14 protein-coding genes, 1 CRISPR repeat array and 1 other annotated feature are annotated in these 16,203 nt (G+C 72.5%); of the genes, 6 read left to right on the top strand and 8 right to left on the bottom strand.

Annotated elements, in window-relative coordinates; genetic code table 11:
* Nucleotides 1-270: 270 nt before the first annotated feature.
* Nucleotides 271-795: a hypothetical protein gene (locus EV190_RS20145; RefSeq protein ID WP_243742691.1), complete on the top strand. Its 525-nt coding sequence runs from the start codon at nt 271-273 to the stop codon at nt 793-795.
* Nucleotides 796-811: 16 nt separating this feature from the next.
* On the opposite strand, the gene EV190_RS20140 is transcribed toward EV190_RS20145, so the two are convergent.
* Both EV190_RS20140 and EV190_RS20135 read right to left on the bottom strand, forming a co-directional pair.
* Nucleotides 812-1,966, bottom strand: coding sequence for a carboxylate-amine ligase (locus EV190_RS20140; protein WP_208113259.1), 1,155 nt, complete (start codon nt 1,964-1,966; stop codon nt 812-814).
* 151 nt (nt 1,967-2,117) lie between these two features.
* Entirely contained in the window at nt 2,118-2,900 is a 783-nt protein-coding gene (locus EV190_RS20135) for a TetR/AcrR family transcriptional regulator (RefSeq protein WP_133743160.1), read from the bottom strand.
* A 477-nt stretch (nt 2,901-3,377) separates the two neighbouring features.
* Between EV190_RS20135 and EV190_RS20130 the strand changes: the two genes are divergently transcribed.
* Together EV190_RS20130 and EV190_RS20125 are read left to right on the top strand one after the other, a co-directional pair.
* Nucleotides 3,378-6,200 carry a DEAD/DEAH box helicase gene (locus EV190_RS20130; RefSeq protein WP_133743159.1) on the top strand — a complete coding sequence of 941 codons (2,823 nt, stop codon included), beginning with the start codon at nt 3,378-3,380 and terminating at the stop codon, nt 6,198-6,200.
* Complete coding sequence (locus tag EV190_RS20125) at nt 6,197-7,423, top strand: SWIM zinc finger family protein (protein ID WP_133743158.1); 1,227 nt, start codon at nt 6,197-6,199, stop codon at nt 7,421-7,423. The genes EV190_RS20130 and EV190_RS20125 overlap by 4 nt, the downstream gene beginning before the upstream one ends.
* 33 nt (nt 7,424-7,456) lie before the next feature.
* Here EV190_RS20125 and EV190_RS23555 read toward each other — a convergent pair whose 3' ends face one another.
* Genes EV190_RS23555 through EV190_RS23545 form a run of 3 tightly spaced genes read right to left on the bottom strand, consistent with a single transcriptional unit; the run spans nt 7,457 to nt 8,669 of the window.
* Complete coding sequence (locus EV190_RS23555) at nt 7,457-7,930, bottom strand: ATP-binding protein (RefSeq protein WP_166655515.1); 474 nt, start codon at nt 7,928-7,930, stop codon at nt 7,457-7,459.
* Nucleotides 7,927-8,202: a hypothetical protein gene (locus tag EV190_RS23550; protein WP_166655514.1), complete on the bottom strand. Its 276-nt coding sequence runs from the start codon at nt 8,200-8,202 to the stop codon at nt 7,927-7,929. Before EV190_RS23550 ends, EV190_RS23555 begins: the two co-directional genes overlap by 4 nt.
* Nucleotides 8,202-8,669, bottom strand: coding sequence for a hypothetical protein (locus EV190_RS23545; protein WP_166655513.1), 468 nt, complete (start codon nt 8,667-8,669; stop codon nt 8,202-8,204). The genes EV190_RS23550 and EV190_RS23545 overlap by 1 nt, the downstream gene beginning before the upstream one ends.
* Nucleotides 8,670-8,896: 227 nt before the next feature.
* Here EV190_RS23545 and EV190_RS20110 point away from each other — a divergent pair, with 227 nt between their 5' ends.
* Nucleotides 8,897-9,757 (top strand): helix-turn-helix domain-containing protein, encoded by an 861-nt coding sequence (locus EV190_RS20110; RefSeq protein WP_133743156.1) that lies wholly within the window; start codon nt 8,897-8,899, stop codon nt 9,755-9,757.
* A gap of 10 nt (nt 9,758-9,767) precedes the next feature.
* Complete coding sequence (locus EV190_RS20105) at nt 9,768-9,962, top strand: DUF397 domain-containing protein (protein WP_133743155.1); 195 nt, start codon at nt 9,768-9,770, stop codon at nt 9,960-9,962.
* A 582-nt stretch (nt 9,963-10,544) separates the two neighbouring features.
* Nucleotides 10,545-12,036: direct repeats of the CRISPR family, unit length 29 nt; unit sequence CCAAGCCCCACGCACGTGGGGATGAACCG.
* A 48-nt stretch (nt 12,037-12,084) separates the two neighbouring features.
* Here EV190_RS20105 and EV190_RS20100 read toward each other — a convergent pair.
* The 3 genes from EV190_RS20100 to EV190_RS20090 form a co-directional block, all read right to left on the bottom strand.
* Nucleotides 12,085-13,319 (bottom strand): IS3 family transposase gene (locus tag EV190_RS20100; RefSeq protein WP_243742690.1). Its coding sequence is split into 2 segments (ribosomal slippage): nt 12,085-13,040 and nt 13,040-13,319, totalling 1,236 coding nucleotides; the frame shifts between segments, so codons are not numbered across the junction.
* Nucleotides 12,928-13,041: a sequence feature (AL1L pseudoknot), on the bottom strand. (Overlaps the previous gene by 114 nt.)
* Nucleotides 13,320-13,352: 33 nt before the next feature.
* A complete protein-coding gene (locus EV190_RS20095; protein ID WP_208113257.1) occupies nt 13,353-15,257 on the bottom strand; it encodes a lantibiotic dehydratase family protein in 1,905 nt (634 codons plus the stop codon).
* A gap of 83 nt (nt 15,258-15,340) precedes the next feature.
* On the bottom strand, nt 15,341-15,547 hold the full coding sequence (locus EV190_RS20090; protein WP_133743154.1) for an FxLD family lanthipeptide: 207 nt from the start codon (nt 15,545-15,547) through the stop codon (nt 15,341-15,343).
* Nucleotides 15,548-15,746: 199 nt separating this feature from the next.
* Here EV190_RS20090 and EV190_RS20085 point away from each other — a divergent pair, with 199 nt between their 5' ends.
* Entirely contained in the window at nt 15,747-16,130 is a 384-nt protein-coding gene (locus EV190_RS20085; RefSeq protein ID WP_133743153.1) for a helix-turn-helix domain-containing protein, read from the top strand.
* The last annotated feature ends 73 nt before the right edge of the window (nt 16,131-16,203 follow it).

The raw sequence follows: 16,203 nt of genomic DNA, 5'->3' as shown, positions 1-16,203 counted from the left end.
TGGAAGGGCGGAAAGCCCGTGATCATTCCGGATGAGGCGGAACCGGCCCTCGAATGTCCGGTGATCTTGCTGTTCTCCCCCGAAAAACCTTGGTTTCAGGGGGAAACAGCAAGATCATCAATGGAAACCGCGTGAAACGGACGAAGTGGAACGCCGGCGTCACGACCATCGAGCAGGACCCCCGCGGGGGCCGGGAGCCGGACGCCTTCTCGCGGCCCGGTCCCGGGTGCCCCCGGCGGACCCCGGACGCGCGACACTAGGCTCTGGGGCGTGAGCAACCCCGAACCCGCGTCAGTGGCCGAACTGGTCGCCGCCGTCCCCGTCTTCGCGCCGCTGGGGCGCGGCGGGCGCGGACGCCTCAGCGCCGCCACCGTACGCCCCGGCCACACGCTGCCCGACAAGGTCGTCGTGGACTTCGGATGGCGTTCGTCGGAGGCCGTCCTCGACCTGGAGGTCGCCACCCGGCGCTGGGACGCCGGGGCGGCTCCCGACGCGCGCCATCTGCGGGCCTTCTGCGCCGAACGCGACTTCATGCAGCGCCGCGCCCGGGGGGCGGCCGACTGGTCCGACCCGTCGCCCGCGGCCGAGGCGGCCTGGTCCGGCCTGGACATCGCCCTGGACGGCGTCCCGCGGCCGTTCACCGTGCTCACCACCGCGCACTCCTGGGTCGCCGCGACCGCGCTGGACGGGGAGTGGCTCGTCCGCCTTTTCGCTCAGGCCGCGCCCGAAGGGCTCGCCGGGCTGCGCCGCGTCGTCGACGAGACCGAGCTGGAGCCGGTCCGCGGGCGGTCCTGACCCCGAGGCGGGACGCTCACCCGACGGGGGAGCCGCCGTGCGCGGTGTGGAACGGCCCGCCCACCGTGGTCTCGGCGAGGCGGTCCACGAACTCGCCGGTCCCCGCGCACCGGGCGCGCAGTTCGCGCTGGCGCCGCGCGCCGCTGCCCGTCGTGTACAGCAGCCCGAGCATCGACTCGACGAAGCGCAGGTCGCCCGACCGCTCCAGCACCGGACGGACCCGGTCCACGAGTGCCGGGAGAACCTCGCGGGCGTCCCCGGGCCGCCCCGTCGCCGGGTCCAGGCACCGGCCGTCCAGGCCGTCGCGGGCGGCGCGCCACATGTGGGCGCGCAGCACCTCCAGCCGCAGGCACGGCGGAGGGAGGCCCAGCGCGGCGTCGGCCAGGAACGTGGTGACGAGCCCGCGCACGAGCACCGCCAGCAGCACCGCCTCCTCCGCGGTGGCGGCCACGTCGCTCACCCGGACCTCCAGGGTGGGGTACACCTCGGAGGGGCGCGCGTCCCAGTAGAGCATCCCCTTGTCCAGCACCGCCCCCGACGCCAGCAGCGCCTCGACGCTCTCCCTGTACTCGCGCTCGTCGGCGAAGAACGGCTGCGCGGACGCCGCGGGCTGTCGGGACCAGCGGATGTACCGCCAACTGGCGTAGCCGGTGTCGCGGCCGTCGGAGTAGGGCGAGTTCGCGGTGAGGGCGAGCAGCGCGGGAAGCCATGGCCGCAGGTGGTTGGCGGCCCGCAGGCCCGAGGCCAGGTCGGGGACCGCGATGTGCACGTGGCATCCGCAGGTGCTCGTCGACTCCAGCAGCGCCGGACCCAGCTCGTCGCGCATGCGCGCGTAGCGCGAGACGGGGCTCAGGGCCGGCGGGGCGGTCTCGCGGAGAAGCGGAGTACCGACCGCCACCAGGCGCAGCCCCTTGGCCGCGGCGGCGCGTGACAGCCGTTCGCGCGAGAGCCGCAGCTCCCGCAGGAGGGTGTGGGAGTCCCCGACCACGGTGCTGGCCGACTCGACCTGGTAGCGGGTCAGCTCGTGTTGGAACGCGCTCGCGCCGTCCGCGGCGAGGGCGAGCACCTCGGGGCTCTCCCCGGCCAGGTGCCCCCGGTCGTCCAGGAGCAGGAACTCCTCCTCCACGCCCATCGTGGGAAGGCCGGACAGCGCCTCCGAACGGTCCGCCATCGCTGCTCTCTTCTCACTGGTCTCGCGTCCGGCAGCGGCGCGAATGGGTCCAGGGTTCAGTAAGGCGACGGCTACCCGGGCGGCGGCCCCGGAAACAGCGCCGACCGCGCCGGACCCGCAGGCGGGGAGAACCCCGGGGTGAACGGCCTCGTCACCGCTCCGGGGCCGCGTCCGCTTTCCGGTCGATGAACACCTGGAGGCCGTCCAGGACGCGTGCCAGGCCGAACTCGAAGGCCTGGTCGGGGTCGGAGGCGGCGTTGTACGCCTCGCCGGCCGCCGCGCCGACCCGGCTGGAGACGGGGAAGCGCCCGGGCTCCATGACCTTCCTCAGGAACGGCGCCTGGGTGTCCCACCACTGCTCGTCGGTCAGGCCGGAGTCGCGCTGGTCGCGGGCGGCGTCGACCGAGCCCCGGGCCGCGCCGTGGACGTATCCCGTGACCAGGGTCGTGACCGAGTCCATCTCCAGGTCGCTCAGGCCGATCCCGTCGATCGCGCGCAGCTGGTACTCGTAGTCGAGCGAGATGTTCGGGCCCAAGGGAGGCCTGCTGGTCAGCACCTGGAGCAGCCACGGGTGGCGGTGGCACAGCGCCCAGTTGTCCCGGGCGATGAGCTCCAGACGGGCCCGCCAGCCCCCGGGGGCCTCGTGGTGCCGCCCGAGCTCGCCGTGGACGGTGTCCACCATGACGTCGACGAGCTCGCTCTTGCCCGGCACGTACGTGTAGAGGGACATGGTGCCCACGCCGAGGCGTTCGGCGACCTTGCGCATGGACAGCGCGGCCACGCCCTCGGTGTCGGCCAGTTCGATCGCCGCGCGCACGACGCGGTCCACGCTCAGGTCGTGCTTCCCCCTGCGCCCGGCGCGTTCGCCGCCGCGCCACAGCAGGGCCAGGCTGCGGGCGGGGTCCGAGGTGCCGCTGGTGTGCTCCGTGGTCATGATGCGGTCATCCTACGTGCCGCCCGGGGCGGGCCCGGCGTCCCGCGCGGCCGGCTCCCGGCCGCGCGGCCCGCTTGACCGTATACCATACGGTACAGTGTACGGAAAAGTCGGCCGCAGAGCGGAGGAGGGCGCGGTGAACCCCACGGATCACGCGGCCGCCGCCGACGGCCCGGACAAGGAGCACGGGGGCGGTCGGGCTCTGGACGGTTTCGACCCCACCGACAGCGGAGGGAAACCCGTCAGGCGGTACTCCGGCGGCGTGCGCAGGAGCCCCGGCCTCGCCGCCGGGCTCGTCCCCGCCCTTATGGTGCCGGTGTGGCCGCTGCCGCCCACCGCGGTCCTCCACCCCCTGCCCGCGCGCCGCGACCGGGCGCTCGGCCGGTGGAAAAGGCGGTCGAGGGGAATCCCCGCGGCCGCGCCGTTCGTTGCGAAGCCCGTACGCACCGGAGCCCACGAAGGGAAGCACACGCCCCCATGGCACTGACCGAGGCAGAGGCGGCGCGCCTGGCACGCTGCGCCGCCGTGTTCGAGGCGGGCGACCCGCCGCGCGCCGCGACGATGGCGTTCTGGGATCCGGACGGCGGCGGACTCCCCGCCCCGGAGGGGGAGCGGGGCGAACTCGTCCTGGCCCGGCCGACCCCCGACGGCGTGCGCGTCGGGGCCGTCCCGGTGCTCCGCCTCCCCGTCGCCGACGCGCTCGGGGTGCTCGTCGCGGCCCGCGCCGGGAGCGCGCCGCACCCGGCGGCCGCGTTCTGGGGCGCCGCCGCCGTCACGGCGCTGCGCCTGGTCCACCGGGGCCGGATCCTGCCCGGCGTGTCCGAGGACGACCACGACGCCTGGCGGGTGGGACCGCTGGACGCCGACGACGCGCGCGGCGTCCGGGAGCTCGCCGCCGCCATGCCGCCCCACGCGCGCGCCGTCCCCGTCGAGGGCACCGACCCGCCCCTGCTGCCCGACGCGCACGCCCTGGTGCGCGGCTTCCTCGACGCCGTCGCCGACACGATGGCGCGCACGGCGGCCGCGCCCCGGCTCACCGGCTCCAAACCGTTCGCCGCGGCCGAACCCCAACGGGTGCCGCGGCTGCGCCCGTGGGCCGAGGAGGTCGCGGCGGGCCTCGACTCCGGGGTGTGCCTCTCGCTGCGACTGGAGATCCCCGGCGGCGTCGACTCCCTGGGCGACGGGCTGGAGGGAGTCGCCTTCCACGCCGTCGCGCAGGCCCACAGCCTCGCCGACCCGTCCCTGGTCATCGACGCCGCCGAGCTGTGGCGCGGCGCCGACCACGGCTTCGGCGCGCGCGCCCGGCTCGACAGCACGCTCGCGATCCGGCGCGCCGCGCGGGTGTGGCCGCCGCTGGAGCGCCTCCTGGAGGCCCCGGTGCCCGACCGGCTCGTGCTCGCCGACACCGAGGCCGCCGACCTCACGGGGGCGGCCGCGACGGCCCTGGCCGACGCCGGGGTCCAGGTGCACTGGCCCCGCGAACTCGTCCGGGGCCTCACCGCGACCGCCGCCGTGGAGGCGGCCGGGGCGGCGCCCTCGGACACGCGGGCCCTGCTGGGAGAGGACCTGCTGTCCTTCAACTGGCGGATCGCGCTGGGCGGCACCCCGCTCACCGAGACCGAACTCGACACCCTCGCCGAAGCCCACCGGCCCGTCGTGCGGCTGCGCGGCGAGTGGGTGCTCGTCGACCCCGAACTGGCCCGCAGGGCGCGCGAGCCCGAACTCAAGCCGATCACCCCCATCGACGCGCTCGGCGCGGCGCTGACCGGCACCACCGAGGTGGACGGCGAGCGCGTCGAGGTCGCCCCCGGCGGCTGGCTGGAGGCGCTGCGCGAACGCATCGGCGACCCCGACGGCGGCCGCGAACCCGTCGGCGCGCCCGCCGCGCTGGCCGCCACCCTGCGCGACTACCAGCTGCGCGGCCTGCGCTGGTTGGACCGCATGACCTCGCTCGGCCTGGGCGGCTGCCTGGCGGACGACATGGGGCTGGGGAAGACCGTCACGCTCATCGCGCTGCACCTGCGCCGCGCGGCCGACACCGACGGCGGCGCGGGCCCCACTCTCGTGGTGTGCCCGGCCTCCCTCCTGGGCAACTGGGAGCGCGAGATCCGCCGGTTCGCGCCCGGCACGCCCGTGCGCCGCTTCCACGGGGCGGGACGCTCCCCGGACGCGGACCCCGGCGGGTTCGTGCTCACCACCTACGGGACCATGCGCCTGGACGCTGACCTCCTCGCGGAGCGGCACTGGGGACTGGTCGTGGCCGACGAGGCCCAGCACGTCAAGAACCCGCTGTCGGCGACCGCCAAGGCGCTGCGCCGCATCGGCGCAGACGCGCGCGTGGCGCTGACCGGCACCCCGGTGGAGAACAACCTGTCGGAGCTGTGGGCCGTCCTGGACTGGACCACCCCGGGCCTGCTCGGCAGCCTCGGCGGGTTCCGCTCGCGCTGGGCCGGGGCCGTCGAGTCGGGGACCGACCCCGACGCCGCCGAGCGGCTGTCCCGCCTGGTCCGCCCGTTCCTGCTGCGCCGCCGCAAGAGCGATCCGGGCATCGCGCCGGAACTGCCCGCCAAGACCGAGACCGACCGGCCCGTCACGCTCACCCCCGAGCAGGCGGGCCTGTACGAGGCGCTGGTGCGCGAGACCATGGAGCGGATCCGCGAGGCCGACGGGATGGCGCGGCGCGGCCTGGTCATGAAGCTGCTCACCGGTCTCAAGCAGATCTGCAACCACCCCGCCCAGTACCTCAAGGAGGCCGGCGGCCGCCTGGACGGGAGGTCGGGCAAGCTCGAACTGCTCGACGAGCTCGTCGCCACGATCCTCGCCGAGGACGGCACGGTCCTGGTGTTCACCCAGTACGTGGCGATGGCGCGGCTCATCGAGAGGCACCTGGCCGAGCGCGGCGTGCCCACCCTGCTGCTGCACGGCGGAACCCCGCTGGCGCGGCGCGAGGAGATGGTCCGCGCCTTCCAGGACGGCCGGTGCCCCGTCTTCCTGCTGTCGCTCAAGGCGGCGGGAACCGGGCTCAACCTCACCCGCGCCGACCACGTCGTGCACTACGACCGGTGGTGGAACCCGGCCGTGGAGGAGCAGGCCACCGACCGCGCCTACCGCATCGGCCAGACGCGTCCCGTCCAGGTGCACCGGATGATCGCCGAAGGCACCGTCGAGGACCGCGTCGCCGACATGCTGGCGGCCAAGCGCGAACTCGCCGACGCCGTCCTCGGCTCCGGGGAGAAAGCCCTGAGCGAGCTTTCCGACGCCGAACTGTCCGACCTCGTGGCCCTCAGGAGCACCCGTTGAGCGAACAGCGCGCCCGCGCCTCCGACGAAGCCCGCGGGTTCCCCGCCTTCCCCGCGCTGAAGGGGCGCGGAGCCAAGGGCGGCGGCCGGACCTGGTGGGGGCGGGCCTGGGTCGGAGCGGTGGAGGAGACCGCGCTGGACGCGGAGCCCCTCAGGAAGGGCCGCGCCTACGCCCGGACCGGGCATGTCGGCACCATCACCGTCAGCCCCGGGCGCATCGCCGCGCCCGTGCACGACGCCGGCGGCAGCTACCGGACCGTCGTGTACGTCACGCCGCTCACCGACGCCGAATGGGACCGCTTCCTGGCCCAGGTGGCCGCCAAGGCCGGGCACATCGCCGCCCTGCTGGACCGGGACGTGCCGCACGATCTGGTGAGCTCCGCCGAGGACGCGGGAGTGCGGCTGCTGCCCGGCTCCGACGACCTCGAACCCGAGTGCGACTGCCCCGACTGGGAGTTCCCCTGCCGGCACGCCGCGGCCCTGTGCTACCAGACGGCCTGGCTGCTGGACGAGGACCCCTTCCTGCTGCTGCTCATGCGGGGCCGCGCCGAGCACGCGCTGCTGGACGAGCTCCGGCGGCGCGGCGCGGGCGGCGTCCCCGGCCCGGAGGCGGAGAGGCGGGGCGAGGGGGTCCCGGCCGCGCGCGCCTACGCGGAGGAGCCCCGGCCGCTGCCCGACCCGGGGCCGCTCCCGCCCGGGGGCGCGCCGCCGGAGCTGCCGGACGCCCCGGGCGTCGACGCGGGGGCGCTGCGGCTGCTCGCGGCCGACGCCGCCGCGCGCGCGGGCGAGCTGTTGCGGGGCCGGACGCCGCCGTCGCTCACCGTGTGGCAGGACACCGTGCGCCTGGCCGCGTCCCACCCCGAAGGGCGGATCCGCGCCCGCCTGGAGCAGGCGTGCGGCCGCCCCGGCGGCCTGGAGCGCGCGGTGCGCGCCTGGCGCCAGGGCGGCGCGGTCGGCCTGGACGTCCTCGAACGGCCGTGGAGCCCGCCGAGGGTCGAGATGGCCCGTGCCCGGAGCGCGCTGGCCGAGGTGTGGGAGGGCGGGGCCCCGCCGGAGGCGCGCCTGTGGCGCAACCGGTGGACGCTCGCCGGGCAGGGCGTCCAACTGCGCCGGGGCACCGACGGCCGGTGGTACCCCTACCGGCGCGAAAGCGGCGACTGGTGGCCCGCGGGCAGCCCCGGAACCGACCCGGCCGCCGTCCTGGGAGCACTCCTGGACGGCTGAGAGCCCTGCCCTGCCCCGGTCGGGGGTCAGTGGTCAGGGGTCGGGGACCGGGGGCGGGGCCTGCGGCCAGGTGAGGGTGAAGAACACCCCCGAGGCCGACGGCAGGGGCCCCCAGGTGGTGGACAGGGCGTGGACCAGGGCCAGGCCGCGCCCGTGCTCGGCGTCGGGGGCGGCGTCCACGGCGCGCGGGGCCGCCGAGCCGTGGGGGCGCCGGTCGCGCACCTCGGCGCGCAACCGCCCCGGCGCCACCCGCACGTGCACGCCGAACACCTGGCCGGGCCGTCCGCTGGGGGTGTGGGTGACGGCGTTGGCGGCGCACTCGGACACCAGCAGGACGGCGGTGTCCACCACCGGCTCCGGAACCCGGGCTCCCGGGGCCAGGGCCAGCACGCCGCGCGTCCAGCGCCGCGCCACGGCGACGTTGGCGGGGACCCCGGCCAGGGTGGTGGCGAAGGCCGCCGCCGCGCCGTCGAAGGACGGCGGCGGGACCTCGTGGAAGGCGGTCACGGCGCGGTGCTCCCGTCGGGGTCGTGGGTCCAGGCGTGACCGAAGGCGTCCAGACAGGACCCCGGATGGGCGCTGGGGCGCACGCACCCGGTGCCCAGACCGGGGCGGCGGCGGGCGCAGCCGTCGCCCAGCCACGCCGACACCTCGGCGAGCAGGGCCAGACAGGTGTGCCGCACCCCGATGAGCCAGTAGGCGCGGTCCTGGGTCTGGGCCGCGATCTGGTCGGCCAGCCGCCGCAGGCGGCGCGCCTCCTCGGGGGTCAGGTCGAGCATCAGACCACCGCCGAAGCGCGCCGGACAACGCCGCGGTCGCGGTGGCGGGCCAGGTAGCCGCGCGCGTGCGAAGGCGCAACGAACTCGGCGAGCGCGAAGTCCAACGCCTCCAGATCACTGGCCGCCACCACCAGGGTGCCGATGACCCGGTGACGGGCCTGGAAGGACGCGCCCTGGGCCGGGTCGTAGGACAGCGCCCACAACGCCCGGTGGGCCCGGGCGACCTCGGCGAAACGCACCCGGTCGGGCGGCACCGCCACCGTACGGGCCAGGGGCCGCGCCCAGCCGGGGCGGCGCGGCGACGGAACCCCGGGAACGGCGGTGCGGGGCGCGGCGGTGCGGGGAACGGCAGGCCGGGTTGCCGCAGGCCGGGACGTGCGCGCGTGCCGGGCCACCCGACGGGGAGGCGGAGCCAGGAACGACGGCAACGCCGCCCAGGGCATGACGAGAGAACGGACGAGTCGCATGAGCGGACTCCTCGGGAAGGGCCGGATGGGAGGTCCGGCAGGAAACATCAGGTGGCTACATGTTCACCGCATGCGTATAGATTTGCAAGTCCCAAATTAAAAAGGATGTCGTGAATGATGGCGCATGTCTCTAGCATCAATGGGTGGTGTGTGAAATGTCTGGTTCGTCGAGGAGCGGCGTAGGATCCGGACAGCGAGATCGTTGCGATACAAGGAGCGCACAGGACGTGGCCAGCAGCCCGACACTTCGCCGCCGACGCCTCTCGCGTCTACTGCGGGAAGCCAGAGAACAGCGTGGTTACACCGCCAAGTGGGTCGCCAACGAAGCGAAGCTTCGATCGGGCCGCCCCCGGGGCTGGTCGGAGTCCAAGCTGACCCGACTCGAAGTCGGTGACTGGAAGCGGCTGCGCACCGACGACGTCAACATGCTGCTCGACATCTACGACATCGATGCCCCCGAGGAGCGTGCCGCCTACGCGGCTCTTGCAAAAGAAGCCAACCAGAAAGGTTGGTGGGCTTCGTTTGGTGATGCGCTGGGCTCTGGCCAGTTCGTCGGTCTGGAGGCGGAAGCATCGGTTATCCGGACCTTCGAGTCGATGACCGTTCCGGGCCTGTTGCAGACCGAGGACTACGCTCGCGCTGTTATCCGAGGCAACGGCCTTGTAGGTGATGAGGCCGACATCGACCGCAGGGTGCAGGCGCGGATGTTCCGCAAACAGGTTTTCATGCGGAGCGATGCCCCGAGTTACTGGGCGGTCATCGACGAAGCCGCCCTGCTGCGCATGACGCCTGAACTGTCCGGGCAGCTTGAGCACCTTCTGGAAGTGGGTAGCAGACCCAACGTCGGGATTCAGGTACTCCCTCTCAGTAAGGGGCCGCACGCCGCGATGACCGGGCAGTTTGTCATCATGGACTTCCCTCTGCCGGACCACCCTGTGGTGTACCTGGAGGTGATGTCGGAGGAGATCTACCTCGAGAAACCCGAGGAGATCCGTCGTTACCAGCACATCTACGACTACGTGCAGGCCGAGGCGCTGTCCCCCGACGAGTCCCGCGAACTCATCCGCAACAGATTGACGTCCCTGTAGAAGAGGCATCATGCCTGAAACGCCCCCCCTGGTTTTCCGAAAGTCCAGCTACAGCGGATCAACGACGCAGAACTGCGTCGAGGTCGCGGACACGTCCCGCGCTGTAGCAGTCCGAGACTCGCAGAACACGGGCAACGGCCACCTCGTGTTCGGCACTACCGCGTGGCGGGAGTTTTTAGCTGAGGTGAAGGCCGATCTGGTCTAACCAGCCAACGGAAAGGCCCCCGGCGAGATCGCCGGGGGCCTTTCCGTGCATACCTGATGCATCCCTCAGCCATGCTAACCCGGGGTGGCATCGGCTCCTCGGGATCCTCCGGGGTGAGGGCGATTCGATGGGAGGTCTGAAAGTCATGGGTAAGGCCCCGTTCAAGACCCTCTGTCGTCAGGGTCTTCCAGGTAGCTATGGTGCTGGATGACATGGGAGGCAGGGAGCCTCCGGTGCGGGGGTCCGTGGTGCGGCGGTTCGGAGACCGGTTCCGCCCTCACCCCGGGATGATCTTGAGCTTTCCGCCCTTCCAGCCCCCGAAACGGGCAGAAGGCTCAAGATCATCGAGTAGGTCCCTCTACCGATGCCAAAGCGCCCCCGTGCCGGGAACTCCCTACTGCCTGCCTCTGCGTATCTGGTGAGCCGTTCGGTGGGACGGGTAGCCGTCGTATCCTTTACCTCTCACCGAGAATGACTCGGTGTTTCTGGCAGACTGTCTCGTAGTGGTCAGGTCTTCCTGGATGACATCCTCAGGCAAGATAACGCAGAGATAACGTTCCGCATAGTCGCAGGTCATTAACACCAAGCCCCACGCACGTGGGGATGAACCGTACTGGTGAGCACGGCGCGGTTTTTGGACCCCCCAAGCCCCACGCACGTGGGGATGAACCGGCCGCCCTGCTGGCGCGGCTCGTCGAGATCGACCAAGCCCCACGCACGTGGGGATGAACCGGTTGGCGTCGCGGTGGTCGGCGCGGTCGCCGACCAAGCCCCACGCACGTGGGGATGAACCGGTTGGCGTCGCGGTGGTCGGCGCGGTCGCCGACCAAGCCCCACGCACGTGGGGATGAACCGCGGTCCGGTCCGGCCCCGGGGGGCGGGGGTCCCCAAGCCCCACGCACGTGGGGATGAACCGTAGGCGGCGGCGTCGCTGGTGCTGATCCATGACCAAGCCCCACGCACGTGGGGATGAACCGTTAATGGTTCAGATGAGGGCGGTGAGGCCCGCCCAAGCCCCACGCACGTGGGGATGAACCGGCGACGTGGCCGCGATGCGCGCCCACACCACCCCAAGCCCCACGCACGTGGGGATGAACCGCTGTTCGGCACCGGTGAGGCCGACGCCCTGACCCAAGCCCCACGCACGTGGGGATGAACCGTCAACCTGTGGGACGGAGCGATCCGGTCCGGGCCAAGCCCCACGCACGTGGGGATGAACCGTCCACGGTGGCCTGCACGCCGTCCTCGGCGATCCAAGCCCCACGCACGTGGGGATGAACCGTAGCTGGTGCACAGCTGGTAGGGCACCTCGTCCCAAGCCCCACGCACGTGGGGATGAACCGTGCTCACGGAGTTTCGCGGAGATCTCGTTGATCCAAGCCCCACGCACGTGGGGATGAACCTGCGGGAATGGAGCGAAGTCGCAGCGGCCCCGCCCAAGCCCCACGCACGTGGGGATGAACCGCCGCCCTCCGGTCGTGAGTGACGTAGCGATCCCCAAGCCCCACGCACGTGGGGATGAACCGGCATCGAACGCCGCGCGTGGGTACGCCCCGACCAAGCCCCACGCACGTGGGGATGAACCGCCGACCATCCGACACCGTGCGGGTCTGGCGGACCAAGCCCCACGCACGTGGGGATGAACCGTTCACATTGAGTGAGCGATTTTCATCGCCGTGCCAAGCCCCACGCACGTGGGGATGAACCTTCGAACAACGAATCAAAAAGGACGTTGGTCAGCCAAGCCCCACGCACGTGGGGATGAACCGCGTGCTCCCCCCCATGTCGACGCTGTTGTCGTCCAAGCCCCACGCACGTGGGGATGAACCGAGATCACCCGGGTGAGGATGCCGACGACGGACCCAAGCCCCACGCACGTGGGGATGAACCGCGTCAGGCCGCGTCTGCTCGGACGGTGGGGATCCAAGCCCCACGCACGTGGGGATGAACCGGGAACCTACGTGCGCGAACAGATGCAGATGCGCCAAGCCCCACGCACGTGGGGATGAACCTGACTGCCAGGATCTCGAGTTCGCGCGGCGCCGCCAAGCCCCACGCACGTGGGGATGAACCGACGTTCAGGGTCCCGGAAACCAGGACGCTGAACTGTTTCGTGCCGGGTTTATTGGAGGCTCGGAACCAACGCTTCGCCTTCTGTTGACCCGACCCGCTGCCCATAGAAGCTGTCCTCGAACTCCGACGGCGGGACCAGGCCGATCTCGCCGTGCAGGCGGCGGTGGTTGAACCAGTCCACGTACTCGGCCACCGCGATCTCGAGGTGGTCCAGGTTCCTCCAGGGGCCGCGGTTGCGGACCAACTCTGCTTTGAACAACGAGTGGAACGCCTCGGCCAGGGCGTTGTCACAGGAGTCCCCGGTGGTGCCCACCGAGGCCACCGCGCCCGCCTCGGCCAGGCGCTGGGTGTAGCGCACCGCGAGGTACTGGACTCCTCGGTCGGAGTGGTGGACCAGGCCGTCGATGCGCCGGCCCACGTGCGCCCGGTTCCACACCGCCATCTCCAGTGCGTCCAGGGCCGGGCCGGCGCGCAGCGACTTCGACACCTGCCAGCCCACCACGCGGCGGGAGAACACATCGATCACGAATGCCGCGCAGACCCAACCGGCAAAGGTGCGGATGTAGGTGATGTCGGCGACCCACAACCGGTTCGGAGCGTCCGCGGAGAAGGAGCGCTCCACCAGGTCCGGGCGGGTATCGGGAGCCGGTCCCGGCACGGTGGTCCGAGGGCTCTTACCGCGGGTGATGCCGCGCAGACCCGCGCGTTTCATCAGTCGGTGGACGGTGCAGCGGGCCACCCGGTGGCCCTGGCGGTCGAGTTCGGCGTGGACCTTGCGCACCCCGTAGACGCCGTAGTTGTCGGCGTGCACCGTGTGGATCTTTTCGGTGGTGGCCTCGTCGGTGCGCGAGCGCAGCGACGGGGCCCGGCTCTTGGCCGCGTAGTAGGTGGACGGGGCGACCTGCAACACCTCGCAGATCGGCTCGACCCCGAACTCCTGCCGGTACAGGTCGATGTAGGCCGTTACCTGGTGTGCGGGCGGTCGAGCTCCGCCGCGAAGAAAGCCGAGGCCGACTTCACAATCGCGTTGGCCCGCCGGAGCTCGCGCACCTCGCGCTCGAGCTCGGCCAGACGCTGGGCCTGGTCGGTGGTGGTCCCGGGCCGGTCTCCGGCGTCGACCTCGGCCTGGCTCACCCAGTTGCGCAGGGTCTCGCGGTTGACGCCGAGCTGGTCGCCGATCCGGGCGATCGCCCCGGGGCGCGTGGCCGGGTTCCGGCGGGCCTCCACGACCATCCGGGTGGCACGTTCGCGCAGCTCATCGGGGTACTTCCTCGGTGCTGGCATGTCTCTCATCCTTCCCAGGTTTGAGAGCCTCCATCACACCCGGCACGAAACATGCATCGGCTTCGTGAGGTCCAAGGGGAGTTGTTGGTCGTCCTGGACCAGCAGCACCCGGTCGGGGACACCGGACTGGGCCCGCCAGGTGTCGAACCGGTCCTCCCACACCTGCGAGGGCGCGGTGCGGCCGGGCAGGTCCCGGGCTTGGAGCTTCCACCGGGCGGGCACCAGGACCGATCTGCGGTAGTGCACAGCGGGGGTGAACGGCAGCGTCCACGCCGCGCCCCACTCGAACCCGGTTACCTGCGGGGTGCGGGCGCGGGCGATCTCGGCCAGGAACCGGACCAGGGGCGGGGTGTAGTGGTTCCACACGAAGTTCAGGGCGGTGGGGGCGAGCGCCTCCAGGCGCTGCCTGGTGGCGGTCTCGCATAGGAACAGGCGGCCCCCGTCCTGGCCGATGGCCAGGTCGGCCGGGAACAGCACCCCAGGGGCGGGGTGGCGGAACTCGCCGACGCTGATCAGGCGGGGCAGCACCTGCGGGGCGCGGGTGAGCAGGTCGGCCGCCACCCGGGCGGGGTGGAAGGACAGTTGCACCGCTTCGGTGCCGGGGGCGACGGTGGGCAGGCCAGCGTAGGACCGGGGCATGTGAGGGAGCAGGTGCCAGAAGCGGCCGGTCATCGACCCGGCGGCGCGGGAGACGGTTACCACGTGCAGCCGAAACCGCCCTGCTTGGAGGGCGTGTGGTGTGGGGGCGTGGACCTGGGCGCACACCTCCAGGTGCGGCGGGGTTTGCTCGCGCTCACCTGCGGCGGCCTCCAGGCGTTCGATCATCTCTTCGGTGAGGGTCACCGACCGGCGTCCCTGGAGGGCGGCGGTCCCGGCCAGGTCCAGCAGCAGCCGGTCGCGCAGCTTCATGGGACGCGGTGGTGAGGACGGCTTCTCGAACCCCTCGGGCAGCCCCAGGTCGGCCGTGACCTGGTTCAGCGGCACCACCGCGTCGCCGTAGCGGTCGGTGAACCGGTCGGCGTACCGGGCCCAGGCCGCGGTCCCGGTCGGTGCGGGGGACAGGCGGGTCAGTACGGTCGCGGCCGTCTCCGCCTCCACCGCCACCGCGGCGGGCAGCCGCACAGTGGCATCCAGCAGCAGGTCCGACGCCGCCGGCAGGGCCTCCGCCTGCCGTTGCACCGCCTCCGGGAGGGGCACGGTCGCGTCGGTCAGGGTGGCCGGGGCGCGCAGCGACGACAGCAGCAGCCCCACCCACACCAGCTCGGCGAGTGCGGCCAGCCGGCGGGGGGCGGGCACGTCGGGGAACTGGGCGGCGACCTTGCCCGCCAGGGTGGCGAACCGGATCGGGGCGCGGGTGACCTCCAGCACCAGGGCGAGCACCGGCGTCCACGCGAGCGTGTACTCGGCGTCCCCCTCGGCCGGGACATGGACTCGGTCGCCCCGCTGGCGGGCCAGGGTGTTGACGCACACCTCCACCTCGGCCAGATGCTCAGGGGTGGCCTGCCAGGTGCGGATCGCCGCGTCCAAGCCCACCGGATCGGGGCGGGACACCACCCGGTGTTCCGCGCCGATCTCCATGTGGACGGTGTCGCCGAACGCCACCGGTGCCACTCCGGCGAACAGCCCGTAGGGGGTGGAGCGGTGCGCGGACCGCAGCGCGTAGCGGGCCAGGGCCAGCGCCGCCCGCCGCACCCGCCGTGGCTTGGGCGTGTGCCCGGTCACCAGGGCCTGCACCCGGCCGGCCAGGTCTGGGCTGGCGGCTTCCACCGCCTCCCGGAACGACTCCTGTGCCCACACGGAGTCCAGCCACGCCCGCCACTGCTCGATGGGCGCGTCGGCCTGCGGCCACGGCGCCATGTCCGGCACCGTTCGGGCGACCGCCGCGCGCAGCATCCCCTGTCCGGTCCCCCGGTACAGGGTGCGTCGAGAACGCGTCATCTGTGCCCTCCCTTCCTCTGGTGGGTGCGGTGGCGCGGATCGGGCCGGCCGACCCGCACCACCGGGTTGCTGGCCTGGTCGGTTTAGGAGGTGGCGCAGGCGCTGGGGCAGGAGCTGCCGCAGGTGTCCCCGGTGCTGCATGCCAGGATCGACTCGCTGGCCGGGGTGCCCTCGATGAAACCGATGTCGAACGCAAACGGGTCGGCCGCGCCGGGACCCTCGCCGGCGCCGGAGTCGTGCGGGACGGGCGCAACGCCGGTGGTGGGTTGCTCGATGGTGGGCGTGCTCATCTGTCACTCCTGAGAATCGGTGTCGAAACGAGCCGCATCGCGCGGACCTGTGCCTGAAGGGGGGCACGCGCCGGGGCAGGGGCGGCTGCGCACCTGCGGCCCCAGGGAGAAAACCCTGTGGATCGAGTACATCCCGGGGTCCGGGACGGGACAATGGAACGACCCGATCCAGCACCGATCCCATTCCTGAGGTACCCCTGTGACGCCTGACCGGATTCGCGAGCAACTGCGGCAGGCCCGACGCGCTTCGGGCCTGGTCTGGGTGCGGTTCTCCGCCGGCGCCGGGTACGCCGAGAGCTACCTGCGCAACGTCGAGAACGGAAACCGGGCCTTGACTGCCGACGTGGTCGCGGCCTATGACGAAGTCCTGGGCACCGGCGGGCGCTTCACCCGGCTCCTGCAGGACTGCCGCAACAGCGCGGGCTGGGAGCTGCCGCAGAACCTGGCGCTACTCGGCGGCCTGGCGGATGGGAGAGGGCGCATGCTCCGCAGGGACTTCATCGCCGCGACCGCGGCCCTGACGGTGTCGGTCACCAGTTGGGCTAGGGCGTGTCTTCAAATGTCATGCCCACATCAGGAGTGAGGCGAGGGTGACGGCTGCTCTGTAGGACTGAGAGGTCTTGTCGTACCGGGTCGCGATGCCCCGCCACTGCTTC

Origin of the sequence: Actinorugispora endophytica, assembly GCF_004363075.1 — a bacterium.
In the GTDB taxonomy this organism is placed as follows: domain Bacteria; phylum Actinomycetota; class Actinomycetes; order Streptosporangiales; family Streptosporangiaceae; genus Actinorugispora; species Actinorugispora endophytica.
Note: the sequence above shows the minus strand (reverse complement) of the source record. Positions and strands in the feature narration are given on the sequence as shown.